The organism is Centipeda infelix ATCC 43532 (assembly GCF_000234095.1).
GTDB lineage: Bacteria > Bacillota > Negativicutes > Selenomonadales > Selenomonadaceae > Centipeda > Centipeda infelix.
In genome coordinates this window covers 65,225-81,480 of the sequence record NZ_JH376799.1, presented here as the reverse complement: position 1 = coordinate 81,480, position 16,256 = coordinate 65,225, and the positions used below count along the sequence as shown (strand labels likewise).

Here is a 16,256-nt window from a genome sequence, read left to right as displayed (position 1 = left end):
ACTTCATTTTATCAGCGATTCCTTGAGTTTATCAAAAAGAAAGCAGGGATTTTATGAAATTCAGGAAAATATGGACGCTCGGTCTGGCCGTTGTTCTCGGTGCGGGGGTGGTCGCGGGCTGCGGCAGTGAACAGGTATCGACGGATAAGAAGACCATCACCTACAGTAAGTCGCAGGGTCCATACTCGGAGCTGTTTGAGAACGGTGTGAAGCCGATCCTTGAGAAGCAGGGCTATACGGTCATAGGGAAGGATCTGAGCGACCTCCTGCAGGCAGATGTGGCTCTCAACGACGGTGAGGTGGACTTCAACGTCGAGCAGCATACGGCGTACATGGAGAACTTCAACAAGAAGCAGTATGGACACCTCGTAGCTCTGACCCCGATCCCGACCGTTCCGGCGGGCATCTATGCGGGGAAGAAGGACAACCTTACACAGATCGCGGATGGCGACACCATCGCCGTGCCGAACGATGCGTCCAATACGGCACGCGCGTATGCGCTCCTGCAGAAGGCAGGGTGGATCAAGCTCGATCACGCGAAGGACCTCGCGACGGTGACGCAGCAGGACATCGTCGAGAATCCGCACAACCTGAAGTTCACGGAGATGAAGTCGCTCAACATTCCTGCGGTGCGCGGTGATTTCGCCTACATTGTCATTACGGGCTCGATTGTCTACAATGCGAAGATTGACCCGTCGACGGCACTTCTCAAAGAGAATATCCTGCCGCATCTCCTGCTGCAGCTCGTCGTACACGAGAAGAACAAGGACGCGAAGTGGGCGCAGGACATTGTCAAAGCCTATCACTCGGATGAATTCAAGGATTATCTAAAGAAAAACGACAACGGGCTCTGGTTTGTGCCGGAGAACTGATCGGCTCAAACGATATGTCGTGAATACAAGGTATGAATAATAAATGGGTGCTGCACGAACTTTTCAGCTTCGTACAGCACCCATTTTTATAAATCTTTTTGCCGATTATTTTTTTCGTCGTTTCTTGCGTTCGCTGGTTTGCTCTGCCTCGGCGGGAATCGAGCCGTACTCACGCAGTCCGAGCCAGAGGAAGAAACCGAGGGCGACAAGACCGAAGCCGAGACTGGTCATCTGGGCACTGGTGAAGATCCCGAGGTATTTCTCCGTGTAGTCGCCGCGCAGGTATTCGAGCGCGAAGCGCACGAGGCTGTAAAGCATGACGTAGAGGGCGAAGCACTGCCCGCGTGCGTGTCCGCGTGCGCGGAAGATGAGCAGCAGGGCAAAGATGACGATGTCGAGCTGCCCCTCCCAGACCTCTGCCGGCCAGAGCGGCTGTGCACCGTAGGTGTGGTGCGCGAGTGTGGTGTCGGGGTAGAGGATGCCGTAGCTGCTGCCCGTCGGTGCGCCGAAGGCATCCCCGTTAAGGAGGTTTGCGCAGCGGCCGAGTGCCTGTCCGAGGACAATCGCAGGTGCGGCAACGTCCATAAAGTGAATGGTATCGAGCTTGTGCTTTCGGCTGTAAAGGATGCCGACGAGTACACCGAGAAAGACACCGCCCTGGATCGCCATGCCGCCCTGCCAGACATTCAGAATCTCGGTCAGGTGGTGTTGGTAGTAGTCCCAGTCGAAGAAGAATACGTCCCAGAGCCGTGCACCAAGGAGTCCCGCGATGCCGCAGTAGATGCCGAGATCGGGGACGTGCTTTTCGTAGCCGCGTCCATCCGCCTTTGCGAGGAAGTAGCCGACACCCGTTGCGAGCAGGATGGAGAGGGAGATAACGACACCGTAGGAGCGGATGGGGAAGTCGCCGATGTAGAAGAGATATTGATGCAAGAGATGCCGCCGATCTATTCCGCTTCAAAAAGCGGAAGTGCCTCAAGGAAGATAATATCCGTGCGCTTTGCTGCATCGCCCTCGGCAAGCACGGCTGCCTGTCCGATCACGTGTGCACCCGCCTTTTCGGCGAGATTGCTGAGTGCCGTCATGGAGCCGCCCGTACTGATGACATCGTCGAGGAGGAGTACTTTGCGTCCTGCGATGCGGTCGATATCGGAACGCATGAGGTAGAGACGCTGCTTCCCCATTGTCGTAATCGATTCATCTTCGACCCAGATCGGATCTTCCATGTACGCTTTGACAGACTTGCGTGCTGTGATGTAGTAGGGCATTCCAATCTGCCGTGCAAGCTCCGCCGCGAGAGGGATGCCCTTCGTCTCGGCGGTCATGATGATCTCGGCTTCGGCGGGAACTTTTTTTGCGAGTTCACGCGCACAGCTTTCGCAGAGTTCGACATCGCCGAGCATGACGAAGCCGGCAATTGCAAGACTGTGGCTCAGGTTGAGGATGGGGAGGCTGCGTTTGCAGCCCGCGACGGTGAGATCGTAGTATCGTTTTGCCATAATGCACCCTTTAGAGTCCTTTCTCTGTGAGGACGAGCTCTACGGCGTTCAGTACGTCGTTGATATTGTCCTCGGTGATGATGAGCGGCGGCTGAAACGCCATGACGTTGCGTCCGATGCCGTTCTTGCCGACGATAAAGCCGCGGTTCTTCAGCTCTTCGAGCACGGCATCCAGTTCGGCGGCGGCGGGGGATTTGTCCGCGTGGACGAACTCTGCGCCGACCATCAGTCCGAGTCCGCGCACATCGCCGATGATGGGGTGGCGTTTCTGGAGTTCCCGCAGTCCTGCGCGCAGCTGCGTTCCACGCCGTTCGGCGTTCCCGATGAGATCATGCTCTTCGATATAGCGGATGACATGAAGCCCTGCCGTTGTGGAGACGGGGTTGCCGCCGAGCGTCGATGCGCCGGGCTTTGTGTAGGTGTCTGCGACCTCGGGGGTTGCGATGAATGCGCTGATGGGGGCACCGTTGCCGAGTGCCTTTGCCATTGTCATAATGTCGGGTGCAACCTCGAAATGCTCGATGGCAAACATTTTGCCCGTGCGCGCAAAGCCTGTCTGTACTTCGTCCGCGATGAAGAGCACGCCGTAGTGGTCGAGGATCTCCTTGACGCGTTTGAAGTAGTTCTTTGGCGGGACAATGATGCCCGCATTGCCCTGAATGGTCTCTGCAATGAATGCGGCAGGTCGTCCCGAGGTGGCACTCTTGATCGTCTCTTCAAGCTCGTAGGTACAGTCGATGCCGCACTCCTCGGGGGTATGCTGATGCGGGCAGCGATAGCAGTAGGGATTTTTGATAAAGTGGATGCCGCCGACGGGATTTGGATCGGTGCGCCACATGGAGATGCCCGTGAGGCTCATCGTGAGCTTCGTGCGTCCGTGCAGCCCCCCGCGCAGAGCGATGAACTCACTTGATCCTGTTGCAATCTGTGCGAGGAGTGCCGCCCCCTCGTTCGCCTCCGTGCCCGTGGAGCAGAAGAAGCTCTTTTGGAGTTTTCCGGGCGTAATGCGTGCAAGCTGCTCGGCGAGGTTGACGAAGTTCTCCGTGAGGTAGATGTTGCAGACGTGTTGGAGCGTGTTCAGCTGCTCCGTGACGGCTGCGTTGATCGCGGGATTGCAGTGTCCGCAGTTGATGACGGAGACACCCGCAAAGCAGTCGAGATACTTCCTTCCCTCACTGTCGTAGAGGTACTGCATCTCGCCGCGCACGATCTGGCGCGGCTCGCTGTAGAAATGCCCGAGGCAGGGCATGATGTATTTCTTCTTCTTTTCCAGGATGGCGGCTGCGCCGATGTATCCGTTCTCGTTCGTGGAAGTTGTCTCCATGGAATATACTTTCTAGTAACAAAAAATTCACTCATGTCATGCTCCACGCAAACACCTCGTTACGCAAGTGATCGCATGCTTATCTGCCTAAATACCTGCGGACTTCTTAAACGCGCTGCGCTTGAACGAAAGAAATCCGCAGGGGGCAGAACGCACGCTTTACTCACTTGCTTCACTAGGGTTTGCTTAGGAGCATTGCATCGCCACATTTTTCCCTAGCGTTAAATGGAATTGCGGCTCTGGCGGAAACGGTAGGTGCCGATGCCCAAGGGGCGCGGCGCAATGTCTGTGAGGCGGTCGAAGTCCGCCGTTCGGAAGCCGTCACTGCCCGCCGCGAGGCGGTCGAGTGCAGCACGGTAGATGCGGACGATCTCTGCGGTCACGTCCGCCGTATAGTCCTGTGCCTCGATGCGATAGGAGCCGAGTCCGTTGAACTTCTCGAGGTAGGGATAGAGACAGAGATCCTTTGCAAAGTAGATGTGGTTGCGCCCGTACTGGTCGACGCGGATGGAGTGCACGCCGCCCGCCTCGTCGCGAAATGCGTAGAGGCGATCCAGAAGCTCCGGAGCGGCAAGGTCACTGTAGTTCGGCAGCGACATCGCGGGGAAATTGTAGTCGCAGATCATCGACTCATATGCACCGTGGATGACTGCCTCAACGGGCAGCACAGCGTTCTCGACGATCTGACGCAGCTGCTGAAACGAAAGCTCGTAGGAGGCGGTCGCCATCGTGAGCCCGTTCTCCTTGAGAAAGGTGATTGCGAGGTGGTTAAAGATGTTGAACGAATGATCCGCCTGCACAGGCAGGTTCGTGAGCGTGCGTGCGAGCTTCAGCGTGCCGAGGTTGCCGACCATGATGCCGTCAACGCCGATGTCGTTCAGTGCGGCAAAGAACTGTTCGAGTTCGCCGCACTCACGGCGCATGGTCGTGCGCGGTGTGTTCACGACGACGCGTGCGCGTCCTGCTGCATAGCGGACGAGATCCTCGTAGTCCGTGAGCTTCCACGGGCGGTTGGGGCGGAATGCCTCGCCGCCGACGTAGACGGTATCGGCACCTGCATCCACCGCTGCACGCGCAGCATCGACCGTGCCAACGCGAACGCTGAGGTGGCGGCTCGGCGCATTCTCCTTTTCTATCGGACGCTCGGCGCGCAGCACCTCGTCGGCAAAGCCCGCCTCCTCGACCGCTTGGCTGAAGAAACGCGGTTCGCGTTCGCCCGTCATGCCAATGTCGACGGCGGTCGGCTGTCCGAACGCAAACGTCGTCGTGTAGTCGCGTACGCGGTTGTCGTAGAGCGTACGCCAACCCTCCTCATCCGTCGTGTAGCCGTTCGGATCGGCGATGTATGCGTCAATCGCCTTGCGGTAGGTGGAGACGAGCCGCGCGATGAACTCGGGCGAGCGCATCCGCCCTTCGATTTTGAACGAATAGACCCCCGCCTGAATGAGTGCGGGGATGGAGCGGTACATACACATATCCTTGAGTGCGAGCTTGTATGGACCAGGGCTGTTCGCATCGAGCACTTCTCCTGTCGTCTCGTCGAGGAGGGCGAACGGCCAGCGGCAAATCTTCATGCAGCGTCCGCGGTTGCCGCTCTGTCCGAAGAGTACCCCCGAGTGGATGCACTGACCGCTCTCTGAGATGCACATATCGCCGTGCATGAAATACTCGACTTCGATGCCCGTGCGTGCGCGAAAAAGCGCGAGTTCGGAGAGCGTCATCTCGCGCCCGACGACGATGCGCGTGATGCCGTACTCCTTGAGCTTTTCGATGGCGTGTTCGTTGTGTGTGTTCATCATGACGGAGGTGTGCAGGGGGACGGTGATGCCCATCTCGTGTACGAGTTCGAGTACGGCGAAGTCTTGGACGAGAATCGCGTCGGGACGGATCTCGTTGAGGTAGGCGAGGTATTCGCGCAGCGCGGGCAGCTCCTCGTTGCTGATGAGGTTGTTGAGCGTCACGTAGAGTTCGACGTTGTGCGTGTGCGCGTAGTCGACCGCCGCCTTTAGGCGTGCATCATCGAAGTTGAAGTTGCCCTCGTGCAGACGCATATTGAAATGTTTGCCGCCGAGATAGACGGCATCCGCACCCGCTGCAATGCCTGCGGTCATGGCATCCCATGTGCCCGCCGGGGCAAGCAGTTCGACGGATTTTCGGTGTAACAGCATTGTGTAAAAAACTCCTTCTGGCTGGAGAACTTGTTGCTCCAATCAACGAAGCGTTCCCCGATATTGCTTATGATTATAGCAGGAAAAGCCCTTTCTTTCAAATGATGTCGAAAATAGCAAAAAAGAATGAATATAAATGGAAGTTTTTTTCTCACTCTCCTTGTAAAAAAAGTGCTTTTCGGGTATATTATACATAGATTTTATCATACCTGCCAACGATTATAAATTTTATCTAGTGTCACTTGATTTGACATATTTTTTTATCCATCAATTATTGTTTCTGATTATTTGTTTTTCCTATGTATTTATTTTATTTTCTAATAAGGAGGACTGTGTATGGGAGAGTTTGGAAGTCTGGGAATATTTTTGCTAGTGGCGCTGTTTTTCCCCGTCATGGCGCTCGGTCCTGCATTTCTATTGCAGCCGAAGCAGCCGTCACCGCAGAAGTACATTCCCTACGAGTGCGGCGTCGATCCGATCGGTTCACCGTATGTGCAGTTCCGCGCGGGGTATTTTCTCTACGCGCTGCTGTTCATCGTCTTTGACATCGAGACGGTGTTTCTCTATCCGTGGGCGGTGGAGTTCCAGATGCTTGGGCTGTTCGCGCTGCTTGAGATGTTTGTCTTTGTCGGAATCCTTGCACTTGGGCTCGGCTATGCATGGCGAAAGGGGGATCTGACATGGAGATAGCGGAGCGCGTTCCCGAGAGTCTGCGGCACAACGTCCTCGTGCTCAAGCTGGATGAACTCCTGCGCTGGGCGCACGCAAACTCGATCTGGCCACTGTCCTCGGGGCTTGCCTGCTGTGCTATCGAGATGATGAGCACGGCGACGGCGCGGTTTGACCTTGCACGGTTCGGCTACGAGGTCTTCCGTCCGTGTCCTCGTCAGGCAGATCTCCTGATCGTCGCCGGGACGCTGACGTGGAAGATGGCAGATCCGATTGTGCGCCTCTACGAGGAGATGCCCGAGCCGAAATATGTGATCGCAATGGGCGCGTGTACGATTGCGGGCGGCCCCTTTGCGGATTCGTATGCCGTTGTGCCGGGCGTGGATGAGATCCTGCCCGTGGATGTTTATATCCCCGGCTGCCCACCGCGTCCCGAGGCACTGATCGACGGAATGCTCAAGCTGCGTGAGAAGATTCTCCATCCGGAGCGCGTCGCAGCTGAGCGTGCCTTTTGGGCGGAGCAGGCGGAGAAGAAGGCGGTGAACGCATGAAAAAAAATTATGTGTCGTCGGATGCCCTCGCCGGAATCAAACTCGCCTTTTCCAATGCGGAGTATGACGCAGAGACGGAGCGTTCTGCCCTCTATATCGGGGCGGATGAACTGATCGCGCTGCTGACCTTTCTGCGTGACGACAGCAATCTGCAGCTGACGCGTATGGAGAATGTGACGGCGGTTGACTGGAAGGATCGTTTCGAGATGGTCTACCATCTCTTTTCCCCCGTGCATATGCATTGGCTGACGGTGAAGGTGACACTGCCGCACGATGCGCCTGTTGTTCCCTCGGCAACGGCAGTGTTCCCGGGCGTGGAGTTCGAGGAGCGCGAGGTCTATGACCTCATGGGAATTACGTTCACGGGGCATCCCGATCTCAGGCGCGTCTTTCACCATGAGAACTTCGTTGGACATCCGCTGCGCAAGGACTTTGTCCCGCCACCGCCCCCCAATATCCCGCGCATTCGGAAGGAGGGAATGTGATGCCGAGAACCGAGACCTACACGCTTAACATGGGGCCGCAGCATCCCTCGACGCACGGTGTGCTGCAGGTGCGGCTCGAACTCGACGGTGAGCGCATCGTCAAGGCGACACCGATCATGGGCTATCTCCATCGCGGCATCGAAAAGCTGCTCGAGGACAGGACGTATCCGCAGGGGCTGCCCTATACGGACCGCCTGGACTATATCTCCTCCATGAACAATAACTTTGGCTATGCGCTTGCCGTGGAGGAGCTTGCAGGAATCGAGACCACGCTGCGTGCGGAGTACATTCGCGTCATCATGGCGGAGCTGAACCGCATCAACAGCCATTTGATCTTTATCGGGACACTTGCAAACGATCTGGGCGCGTCGACGGGGATGCTCTACTGCTTCCGCGATCGCGAGAAGATCCTCGACATCTTCAATCTCGTCTGCGGTGCACGCCAGACCTTCCACTACATCCGCATTGGTGGGGTAAAGGAGGATCTCACACCCGAGGCGGAGGTGCTGATCCGCGCGTTTCTCGATGAGGTGCCGATCTTCCTTGAGGAGTACAACAAGCTCCTGACGGGCAACGAGATCTTTATCCGCCGCATTGTGGGGACATCGCCGCTGACAACGGAACAGGCTCTGTCCTACAATATGACGGGACCGAACCTGCGGGCGACGGGGCTTGCCTTTGACCTGCGCAAGGTGGATGGCTACAGCGTCTACGATGATTTTGACTTTGACATCCCCGTGGGCAAGAACGGCGACAACTGGGATCGCTACATGGTGAAGCTGAATGAGATCGCCGAGAGCGCGAAGATCATCCGCCAGGCGATTGATGGTCTGCCCGAGGGCGACTTTATGGGGAAAAAAGTACCGAAGGTCATCAAGCCGCCGAAGGGCGAGGTGTTCAGCCGTACGGAGGGCACGCGCGGCGAGCTTGGCTTCTACATTGTCAGCGACGGTACGACGAAGCCGTACCGCATCCACATCCGCCGCCCCTCGTTCGTCAATATGCAGGGGCTGGATGCGATGTGCCGCGGTATGTTCATCGGTGACTCGGTCGCCGCATATTCATCCATCGACCCCATCATGGGCGAAGTGGACTGCTGAGAAAGGAGGCAAATGATGGAACTTTCTTTCTTGGGAGCGATTGCGCTCATGCTGCGCGCAGCTGTTTACAGTGTTGTGCCGATTCCGTTTGTGGTTGATCTTGTCATGACCTTTGTCGGCATCGCGCTCCTGCTCGGCATTATCTCAATGGCGGCGATCGTCTTTACCTATGCGGAGCGCAAGATCTGTGCGTTCATCCAGGTGCGGATCGGTCCGAACCGCGTCGGGGGACGCTTTGGCCTTCTCCAGCCCGTTGCGGATATGCTGAAACTGATGAGCAAGGAGGACATCATGCCCGCCGGCGCGGACAAGGTGGTCTGGGCACTCTCGCCCGCACTGCTCTTTGTGCCTGCGGCACTCGCCTATGCGTTCTTCCCGTTCGATGCGGGCGCGGTGCTCGCCGATGTGAACGTGGGCGTGTTCCTCCTGTTCGCCGTCTCGGGACAGGCGGTTCTGCCGTTTCTGATGGGTGGCTATGCGTCAAACAATAAATACTCGTTCATCGGCGGCATGCGCATCGTCGGGCAGATGCTCAGCTATGAGGCACCGCTGCTCTTTTCGCTGCTCGGTGTCGTCATGATTACAGGCTCTCTGCGCATGGACGACATCGTGCAGATGCAGGCGCAGACAAGCTGGTTCATCTTCATGCAGCCGCTTGCCTTTATCATCTTTCTGATTGCAGCGGTCGCAGAGACGAACCGTACGCCGTTCGACCTCGTGGAGGGCGAGTCCGAGATCATTGCGGGCCCCTTTACGGAGTACTCGGGTATGCGCTGGGCACTGTTCTTCCTTGCGGAGTACGCGAACCTCTTGACGGCGGCGATTCTCGCGACAACGTTCTTCCTCGGCGGCTACAGCGGCCCCGAGTTCCTGCCGGGCTTCGTCTGGTTCGGACTGAAGGCGGTACTCATGGTGTTTCTCATCATGTGGTTCCGATGGACGTTCCCACGTACGCGCGTCGATCAGATCCTCACCTTCGGATGGAAGGTGCTCGTGCCGCTCTCGATTCTCAACGTCTTTTTGACGGGCGTTGGGATGTATCTTCTCGGCATCGTCTAAGGAGGTGCTCACATGTTTGGTAAAGGATTGCTCACGGGTATGAGCGTCACATGGAAGCACCTCTGGGGCAAGAAGGAGACCTTCTGCTATCCCGAGGAAAAGCTTCCGATGACGGATAATTTCCGCGGGGGGAACCTCGCGATGGACTGGCGCATCTGCATCGGCTGTTCGATGTGTGCGAATGCGTGCCCGAACAAGGCACTCGATCTTACCATTGTACAGGATGCAAAGAAAAAGCGTCATATGAAGTCCTATGTGCACAAGTCGGGACGCTGCCTCTACTGCAATCTCTGCGTGGAGGTCTGCCCTGTGAACACGCTGGTCTGGGACAAGGAATATGCGATCTCGACGTGGAGCAAGGAGACGATGACGCACGATGCGATGACGGACAAGGATCGCGCGGATCTGGAGGAATTCCTCGCGCAGGTCGAGGTGGAGGCGGCGGAGGAAAAGGCAAAGAAGGAAGCCGCTGCCAAGGCAAAGGCGGAGGCCGCCGCGAAGACAAAAGCCGAGGCGGCGAAGGCGGCGGCGGAGAATCCGGAGGCGGCAAAGCCGGCAGCGGAAAAAACCGCTGTGCCCGCTGATGCGGCAGAAAAAATGGCGACGGCGAAGGCGGCTGCAGGCAAGGCAGCCGCAGCAAAATCTCAGGCGGCGGAGAAATCGGCTGAGACCAAGGCTGAGCCGTCCGTCGAAACGAAGGACGCCGAGCAGAAAGGAGGGACGGCATGAGCATCATCTTCTATTTTCTTGCGGCGGTGACGATCATCGGTGCGCTCGGTGTCGTCCTATCCCCGAATGTTGTGCACAGCGCACTGTTTCTCGTCCTCTCCTTTATCGGTGTGGCGGCGATCTACTTCTATATCGGCGCGGAGTTCCTCGGCGCGGTGCAGCTGATGGTCTACAGCGGCGCGGTCGCTGTCCTCATCGTCATGGCAATCATGCTGACGCGGCGCGACTCGATGGCACAGTCAAACCCCTCGCAGAAGATTTTTCGCCGCGTGGTGACGGGACTGCTTGCGGGCGGATTCTTCTTCCTCATCGGTCTCGGCATTGTGCTCTCGCCCCTGCCGGGTGGGGAACTCGGCGCATCTACGGGCGCGCAGGAGATTGCGCGGCTGATGCTCGGCACCTATGTGCTGCCGTTTGAGATCGTGGCGGTGCTGCTGCTCGTTGCGATGGTTGGGGCACTTGTCCTCGCGAGGGGAGGGGATACGGCATGATCGGACTACCGGAACTGCTCTTTGTTGCCGCCGTGCTCTTCTGCATCGGACTTTACGGTCTGCTCACGCGGCGCGGCATCATCCCGATCCTCATGTGCGTGGAGCTGATGCTGAATGCGGTGAACATCAACCTCATCGCATTTGACCGCTTCTATGCACACAATATGGAGGGACAGCTCATGGCGCTCTTCTCGATCGCGGTCGCCGCGTCCGAGATCGCCGTCGGGCTTGCTCTCGCGTTCCGTCTGTATCAGATCCGCTTCACGACGAATGTCGATGAACTGGATACGCTTAGAGATTAGGGGAGGGGAGCGATATGTTTACATTTGCACTTACGCATGCCTATCTGATCCCACTCTTCCCCGCGCTGGCATTTCTCATCATCGGACCGTTCACGCGGCAGGAAAAGAATCTCTCTGCAGCGATTGCGATCACAATGATGTCGCTCGCGTTCGCGTTCTCCGTCTTTGTCGCACTCGCCACCGTGAACTATCAGATCACGATGAACGATCCGTATGTGATGAAGGCGCTCTGGGCGCAGATCGGCGATGTAAAGCTGACGATGGGCGTGCTCATCGACCCGCTCGCGGCGATGATGCTCGTCATTGTGACGCTCGTCTCGCTGCTCGTCTACATCTACTCCGTAAGCTATATGGAGCACGACGAGGGGATGGGGCGCTTCTTTGCGTTCATCTCGCTGTTCTCGGCATCGATGCTCGGGCTTGTCGTCTCGGTTAACTTTCTCCAGCTCTACGTGTTTTGGGAGGGGGTCGGCCTCTGTTCCTACCTGCTGATCGGGTTCTACTACCACAAGGTGTCGGCGCGTGAGGCGGCAAAAAAAGCGTTCATCACAACGCGCATCGGTGACTTTGGGATGCTTGTCGGCATTCTGCTCGTGCAGATGGTGTTCGGGACGATGGATTTCATCGAGCTGCGTATGCTTGTACCGCCGTATGTCCTTGCTGCGGGCACGGGCTTCCTGACTGTCATCGGCCTGCTGCTCTTTATGGGACCGATCGGTAAATCCGGTCAGTTCCCACTCCATGTCTGGCTGCTCGACGCGATGGAAGGGCCTACGCCCACATCGGCGCTCATTCATGCGGCGACCATGGTCGCTGCGGGTGTCTATCTCGTCGCGCGCGCGTTCTTTATCTTCAGTGAGTCCCCCTTCGTCATGGACTTTATTGCGGGGCTCGGCGCATTCACGGCGCTCTTTGCTGCGATCATCGCCGTGACACAGCGCAAGTTCAAGTCGGTGCTCGCCTACTCGACGATCAGTCAGCTCGGCTATATGATGCTTGCGGTCGGTGTCGGCGCGTTTTCCGCCTCCATGTTCCATCTCATGACGCACGCCTTCTTCAAGGCGATGCTCTTCCTCTGTGCGGGTGCTGTCATGCACGCACTGCACGATGAGACGGATATCACGAAGATGGGCGGCCTCTGGCGGAAGATGCCGCTGACGTTCGCAGCAATGCTCGTCGGCGTGCTCGCCATTTCGGGGATTCCGCCGTTCTCGGGCTTCTTCTCAAAGGATGAGATCCTCGCGGCGGTCATGCACGCGAGCACACCGCTCTACGTGATGGCGACATTTACCTCGTTCCTTACGGCGTTCTACATGGCGCGTCTCCTTATTGTGGCATTCCTCGGTGAGAGCCGCAGTTCGCACGAGGCGCACGAGGTCGACGCATTCATGCGCTGGCCGATGATTATGCTCATCCTGCTCACCCTTGTAAGCGGTGCGTGGGGGTATTTCGGCAGGTTCTCCGTCTGGATCAACGAAGGCGTTCCACACCATGAGGCGATTGACTGGACGGTTGCGGGAACGAGTACCGTGCTTGCGCTCATCGCCTTTGCCGCCGCCTATCAGATCTACGGACGGCACAGTCTGCGGTCGGCGATGCAGGCTCGGAGCTTCGGCTTCCTGTACCGTGTTGTTTACCACAAGTTCTACATCGACGAACTTTACGGGTACTTCCGTGAGCGTCTCGTCTACGGCACGGCACTGATCCTGAAATGGGTCGATGAAAAGATCTTCGACAACATTATGATCGGCTTGGGGGCGTATGCACTCGCCACGAGCGACCTCCTCACAGAGTCCGCGAACGGTCAGGCGCAGCGGTACGTTGTCGTGTTCTATACAGGCGTTCTGATTCTTCTGTGTTATGCCCTCTACTGGGCGGTTCAGATCATCGCCTACTGGGGAGGTGCTTTCCGATGATGACATTTCCGATTCTCTCGGTCATCCTCCTGACCCCACTCGTGGCGGCACTCATCATTGCGCTGCTGCCGGGACGGCTGCACGATACGATCCGTCAGCTCTCGGCATTTGCGATGATGGTCGCAACTCTGCTGACCCTCTTTGTCTATGCGGACTATGATATGGCGCGCGGCGGGATGCAGTACACGGAGTACATCCCGTGGATCACGGATCTCGGCGTTGCATATTCGCTCGGTGTTGACGGGATCTCGCTGCCCATGCTGCTCCTCTCAAGCGTTGTGGGGCTCGCCGCAATCTACAGCTCGTGGAATATAGAGAAGCGTGTGAAGGAGTATTTCGTGCTCCTGCTCATCGTGATTGCGGGCGTTTCGGGGGCATTCCTCGTGCGTGACCTCTTCTTCTTCCTCGTGCTCTGCGAGATGGTCGTTATTCCGGCGTACCTGATGGTGCTCATCTGGGGCTCGTCGGAGCGCGTGAGCAAAGAGCATGCGGCGATGAAGATGACGATCTTCCTGCTCGTCGGCTCGGCATTCATGCTGCTCGGCGTGCTCCTCCTGTATGTGAGTGCGTACGAGTCGGGAATGCGCACGTTTGATTTCGAGTCGCTTGCCGCCGCCGCTCTCATGGGCAATATCTCATGGGAGGTGCAGGTCACGGCGTTCTTCCTACTGCTCGTGGGGTTCGGGTCGCATCTGTCGATGTTCCCGTTCCACATCTGGTCGCCCGACGGCTATGCGGGCGCACCGACGGCGATCTCGATGATCAACGCGGGCGTGCTGAAAAAAATTGGGGGCTACGCGCTCATCCGCATCGGCTTCTTCATTCTGCCGCTCGGCGCAAAGTTCTGGGCTCCCCTGATCGCCGTGCTCGCGATGATCAATGTTATCTACGCATCCTACATTGCGCTTGCGCAGCGCGACATCAAGTACATGATCGCGTATTCCTCGGTTTCCCATATGGGCTACGTCCTGCTTGGCTTTGCGGCTCTGAACGTCGTGAGTGTGAGCGGTGCGGTTGCCTACATGGTGGCGCACGGTATCATGCTCGCGCTCTTCTTCTCGCAGGTCGGCTACGTCTATGAGAAGACGGAGCTGCGCAGCGTCGGCGACCTCTGGGGTCTCGCACATCATATGCCGCACATCACGGTGGGCTTTATGCTTGCGGGTCTCTGCTCGCTCGGTCTGCCGGGGCTGATCGGCTTCATCCCGGAGTTTACGATCTTCGTCGGCATCATCGAGGTCTATCCCGTGATTGCCGTGATTGCCGTTTCGGGTATCATCTTCACGGCATTCTACGTCCTGCGTATGCTTGCACGCGTGCTCTTCGGACCGCGTGTGGAGCGGTTTGCAAAATTCCCCGATGAGCGCAAGATTGATGTCGTTCCGCTCGTCGTGCTCGGTGTGTTCCTCGTTGGATTCGGTGTGTTCCCGGGACTGCTCATGAATGTCGTGGATACGGGGGTTGCCCCGCTCGCGCCGCTCTTTGAACTGATTCAGGATGCGCCGACAATCTTAGGAGGTGGGCACTGATGCTGCAAGCGATGAATTTTACCGCGATCTCCGTGGAGATCGGAATCGCCGCACTGATGGCGGTGGTGCTCGTCACCGATCTTGTCCTCAAAAAGGACGCGCCGCGCTGCCCCGTGGTCTGGCTGACCGTTGCAGGGCTTCTCGGTGTACTCGCACTCGCTGTGGGCATGTATCCGCCCGACGGTGGAGCGACAGCGTTCTATGCGGGGCTTTACATCGTCGATGGCTACTCCATATTCTTCAAGATTCTCTTCATCATTGGGATTCTCTCAACCGTGATCTTTGCGGCGGACTATGTGGAGCAGACACTCAGGCACAAGGGGGAGTTCTATCTGCTCCTTCTCTCGGCGCTGCTCGGCATGTGCGTCCTTGCCTCGGCGAACGATCTCATGACGGCGTTCGTCGGGCTTGAGCTGATGACGGTTTCGTTCTACGGGCTCGTTGCAATTCGTACGGATTCGCCGCTCTCGGCGGAGGCGGGCATCAAGTATCTCGTCTTTGCCTCCGGTTCGACGGCGGTGCTGCTCTACGGCATGAGTCTCGTCTACGGCATGACGGGGACGATGGTATTCCAGAACATTGCACAGGGGCTTGGGCTCGTGTTCTCACTCGGGCTGATCGGCGTGGTCTTTATCCTTGCCGGTTTCTTCTTCAAGCTCTCGATCATCCCGTTTCATCTCTGGGCACCCGATGTGTACGAAGGTGCGCCCGCACCCGTGACGGCACTTCTTGCCATGTGCTCGAAGGCGGCGGGCATTGCGGTCCTGCTGCGTGTGCTCTTTGTGGCATTTCCGTTCCTCTCGGCGTACTGGGCGCATCTGCTCGCAATTCTTGCGGCAGTCTCGATGGTCGGCGGAAACCTCATGGCATTCCGCCAGACGAATATCAAGCGCATGCTTGCATACTCGTCGATTGCACAGGCGGGTTACATGATGACGGCGATGGTCGCGACGAATGCGGCGGGCATCAAGGCAGTCCTCTTCTATGCGATGGTTTACGTCTTCGCCAATGTCGGCGCGTTTGTCACGGTGTCCTACCTTGAGATGAAGCGCGGCGGCGCGGACTTTACGAGTGTGCGCGGACTTGCGAAGGACTCACTGCTGCCGGCGGGCATCCTGATGGTTGCCCTGCTCACGATGGCGGGCATTCCGCCGACGGCGGGCTTTGTCGGGAAGATCTACATCTTCTCCGCCGCGATTGACGCGGGGTACCTCTGGCTCGCAGGTGTCGGCTTTGTCATGTCGATGATGTCCGTCTACTACTACCTGCTTGTCATCAAGGAGATGTTCCGCGATGTCGAGGAAGGGGAGAAGGTGGTCGAGGAGCGTCTGCGTCTGCCGCTTCCGGCAAGTGCGATGGGCGTTATTGCCGTCGCCTTTACGCTCATCATCGGTGTGTGGGCAGAGCCTCTTGCCATCTTTACAAATGTGGCAGTCTATACATTTATGAGGTAAAGGAATCTCTGATAAAATGAAGTCCATCAGCTTGGTACTAAATTTTATCAGAGATTCCTCCAATTGAAAACGCCCGACGTGCGTCGGGCGTTTTTGTGTACACTGCTT

The 16,256-nt window shown here is 57.4% G+C and carries 16 protein-coding genes; 12 read left to right on the top strand and 4 right to left on the bottom strand.

Annotated elements, in window-relative coordinates:
- The first annotated feature begins 53 nt into the window (after nt 1-53).
- The gene (locus tag HMPREF9334_RS06470) at nt 54-872 is read left to right on the top strand and encodes a MetQ/NlpA family ABC transporter substrate-binding protein (RefSeq protein WP_006692678.1); all 819 of its coding nucleotides are present in this window, start codon (nt 54-56) and stop codon (nt 870-872) included.
- A 105-nt stretch (nt 873-977) separates the two neighbouring features.
- On the opposite strand, the gene lgt is transcribed toward HMPREF9334_RS06470, so the two are convergent.
- From lgt to HMPREF9334_RS06450, 4 genes are all read right to left on the bottom strand, one after another.
- The gene (gene lgt, locus HMPREF9334_RS06465) at nt 978-1,805 is read right to left on the bottom strand and encodes a prolipoprotein diacylglyceryl transferase (RefSeq protein ID WP_006692677.1); all 828 of its coding nucleotides are present in this window, start codon (nt 1,803-1,805) and stop codon (nt 978-980) included.
- Nucleotides 1,806-1,819: 14 nt separating this feature from the next.
- Nucleotides 1,820-2,371 (bottom strand): phosphoribosyltransferase family protein, encoded by a 552-nt coding sequence (locus HMPREF9334_RS06460; protein WP_006692676.1) that lies wholly within the window; start codon nt 2,369-2,371, stop codon nt 1,820-1,822.
- A gap of 10 nt (nt 2,372-2,381) precedes the next feature.
- A complete protein-coding gene (locus HMPREF9334_RS06455) occupies nt 2,382-3,695 on the bottom strand; it encodes an aspartate aminotransferase family protein (protein WP_006692675.1) in 1,314 nt (437 codons plus the stop codon).
- A gap of 221 nt (nt 3,696-3,916) precedes the next feature.
- Nucleotides 3,917-5,863, bottom strand: coding sequence for a peptidase U32 family protein (locus HMPREF9334_RS06450; protein ID WP_006692674.1), 1,947 nt, complete (start codon nt 5,861-5,863; stop codon nt 3,917-3,919).
- A gap of 336 nt (nt 5,864-6,199) precedes the next feature.
- Here HMPREF9334_RS06450 and HMPREF9334_RS06445 point away from each other — a divergent pair, with 336 nt between their 5' ends.
- Genes HMPREF9334_RS06445 through HMPREF9334_RS06395 form a run of 11 tightly spaced genes read left to right on the top strand, consistent with a single transcriptional unit; the run spans nt 6,200 to nt 16,148 of the window.
- The gene (locus HMPREF9334_RS06445) at nt 6,200-6,553 is read left to right on the top strand and encodes an NADH-quinone oxidoreductase subunit A (RefSeq protein ID WP_006692673.1); all 354 of its coding nucleotides are present in this window, start codon (nt 6,200-6,202) and stop codon (nt 6,551-6,553) included.
- Nucleotides 6,544-7,083 (top strand): NADH-quinone oxidoreductase subunit B, encoded by a 540-nt coding sequence (locus HMPREF9334_RS06440; RefSeq protein ID WP_006692672.1) that lies wholly within the window; start codon nt 6,544-6,546, stop codon nt 7,081-7,083. Before HMPREF9334_RS06445 ends, HMPREF9334_RS06440 begins: the two co-directional genes overlap by 10 nt.
- Nucleotides 7,080-7,568, top strand: coding sequence for an NADH-quinone oxidoreductase subunit C (locus tag HMPREF9334_RS06435; protein WP_006692671.1), 489 nt, complete (start codon nt 7,080-7,082; stop codon nt 7,566-7,568). Before HMPREF9334_RS06440 ends, HMPREF9334_RS06435 begins: the two co-directional genes overlap by 4 nt.
- A complete protein-coding gene (locus HMPREF9334_RS06430) occupies nt 7,568-8,668 on the top strand; it encodes an NADH-quinone oxidoreductase subunit D (RefSeq protein ID WP_006692670.1) in 1,101 nt (366 codons plus the stop codon). Before HMPREF9334_RS06435 ends, HMPREF9334_RS06430 begins: the two co-directional genes overlap by 1 nt.
- A gap of 12 nt (nt 8,669-8,680) precedes the next feature.
- Entirely contained in the window at nt 8,681-9,727 is a 1,047-nt protein-coding gene (gene nuoH, locus HMPREF9334_RS06425) for an NADH-quinone oxidoreductase subunit NuoH (RefSeq protein ID WP_039957397.1), read from the top strand.
- Between the two features lie 12 nt (nt 9,728-9,739).
- Nucleotides 9,740-10,456: a 4Fe-4S dicluster domain-containing protein gene (locus HMPREF9334_RS06420; protein ID WP_006692668.1), complete on the top strand. Its 717-nt coding sequence runs from the start codon at nt 9,740-9,742 to the stop codon at nt 10,454-10,456.
- Nucleotides 10,453-10,947: an NADH-quinone oxidoreductase subunit J gene (locus HMPREF9334_RS06415; RefSeq protein WP_006692667.1), complete on the top strand. Its 495-nt coding sequence runs from the start codon at nt 10,453-10,455 to the stop codon at nt 10,945-10,947. Before HMPREF9334_RS06420 ends, HMPREF9334_RS06415 begins: the two co-directional genes overlap by 4 nt.
- Nucleotides 10,944-11,249 carry an NADH-quinone oxidoreductase subunit NuoK gene (gene nuoK / locus HMPREF9334_RS06410; RefSeq protein WP_006692666.1) on the top strand — a complete coding sequence of 102 codons (306 nt, stop codon included), beginning with the start codon at nt 10,944-10,946 and terminating at the stop codon, nt 11,247-11,249. The genes HMPREF9334_RS06415 and nuoK overlap by 4 nt, the downstream gene beginning before the upstream one ends.
- Before the next feature lie 14 nt (nt 11,250-11,263).
- The gene (gene nuoL / locus HMPREF9334_RS06405; protein WP_006692665.1) at nt 11,264-13,165 is read left to right on the top strand and encodes an NADH-quinone oxidoreductase subunit L; all 1,902 of its coding nucleotides are present in this window, start codon (nt 11,264-11,266) and stop codon (nt 13,163-13,165) included.
- A complete protein-coding gene (locus tag HMPREF9334_RS06400; RefSeq protein WP_006692664.1) occupies nt 13,162-14,694 on the top strand; it encodes a complex I subunit 4 family protein in 1,533 nt (510 codons plus the stop codon). The genes nuoL and HMPREF9334_RS06400 overlap by 4 nt, the downstream gene beginning before the upstream one ends.
- Nucleotides 14,694-16,148 (top strand): NADH-quinone oxidoreductase subunit N, encoded by a 1,455-nt coding sequence (locus HMPREF9334_RS06395; RefSeq protein WP_006692663.1) that lies wholly within the window; start codon nt 14,694-14,696, stop codon nt 16,146-16,148. Before HMPREF9334_RS06400 ends, HMPREF9334_RS06395 begins: the two co-directional genes overlap by 1 nt.
- Nucleotides 16,149-16,256 lie beyond the last annotated feature (108 nt).

What these genes read in the sequence shown, in the direction of transcription:
- HMPREF9334_RS06455 (WP_006692675.1), bottom strand. Translation starts at nt 3,695, where the DNA reads ATGGAGACAACTTCCACGAACGAGAACGGATACATCGGCGCAGCCGCC.
- nuoK (WP_006692666.1), top strand. Translation starts at nt 10,944, where the DNA reads ATGATCGGACTACCGGAACTGCTCTTTGTTGCCGCCGTGCTCTTCTGC.
- HMPREF9334_RS06470 (WP_006692678.1), top strand. Translation starts at nt 54, where the DNA reads ATGAAATTCAGGAAAATATGGACGCTCGGTCTGGCCGTTGTTCTCGGT.
- HMPREF9334_RS06450 (WP_006692674.1), bottom strand. Translation starts at nt 5,863, where the DNA reads ATGCTGTTACACCGAAAATCCGTCGAACTGCTTGCCCCGGCGGGCACA.
- HMPREF9334_RS06445 (WP_006692673.1), top strand. Translation starts at nt 6,200, where the DNA reads ATGGGAGAGTTTGGAAGTCTGGGAATATTTTTGCTAGTGGCGCTGTTT.
- HMPREF9334_RS06400 (WP_006692664.1), top strand. Translation starts at nt 13,162, where the DNA reads ATGATGACATTTCCGATTCTCTCGGTCATCCTCCTGACCCCACTCGTG.
- HMPREF9334_RS06435 (WP_006692671.1), top strand. Translation starts at nt 7,080, where the DNA reads ATGAAAAAAAATTATGTGTCGTCGGATGCCCTCGCCGGAATCAAACTC.
- nuoL (WP_006692665.1), top strand. Translation starts at nt 11,264, where the DNA reads ATGTTTACATTTGCACTTACGCATGCCTATCTGATCCCACTCTTCCCC.
- HMPREF9334_RS06460 (WP_006692676.1), bottom strand. Translation starts at nt 2,371, where the DNA reads ATGGCAAAACGATACTACGATCTCACCGTCGCGGGCTGCAAACGCAGC.
- HMPREF9334_RS06440 (WP_006692672.1), top strand. Translation starts at nt 6,544, where the DNA reads ATGGAGATAGCGGAGCGCGTTCCCGAGAGTCTGCGGCACAACGTCCTC.
- HMPREF9334_RS06395 (WP_006692663.1), top strand. Translation starts at nt 14,694, where the DNA reads ATGCTGCAAGCGATGAATTTTACCGCGATCTCCGTGGAGATCGGAATC.
- HMPREF9334_RS06420 (WP_006692668.1), top strand. Translation starts at nt 9,740, where the DNA reads ATGTTTGGTAAAGGATTGCTCACGGGTATGAGCGTCACATGGAAGCAC.
- nuoH (WP_039957397.1), top strand. Translation starts at nt 8,681, where the DNA reads ATGATGGAACTTTCTTTCTTGGGAGCGATTGCGCTCATGCTGCGCGCA.
- HMPREF9334_RS06415 (WP_006692667.1), top strand. Translation starts at nt 10,453, where the DNA reads ATGAGCATCATCTTCTATTTTCTTGCGGCGGTGACGATCATCGGTGCG.
- HMPREF9334_RS06430 (WP_006692670.1), top strand. Translation starts at nt 7,568, where the DNA reads ATGCCGAGAACCGAGACCTACACGCTTAACATGGGGCCGCAGCATCCC.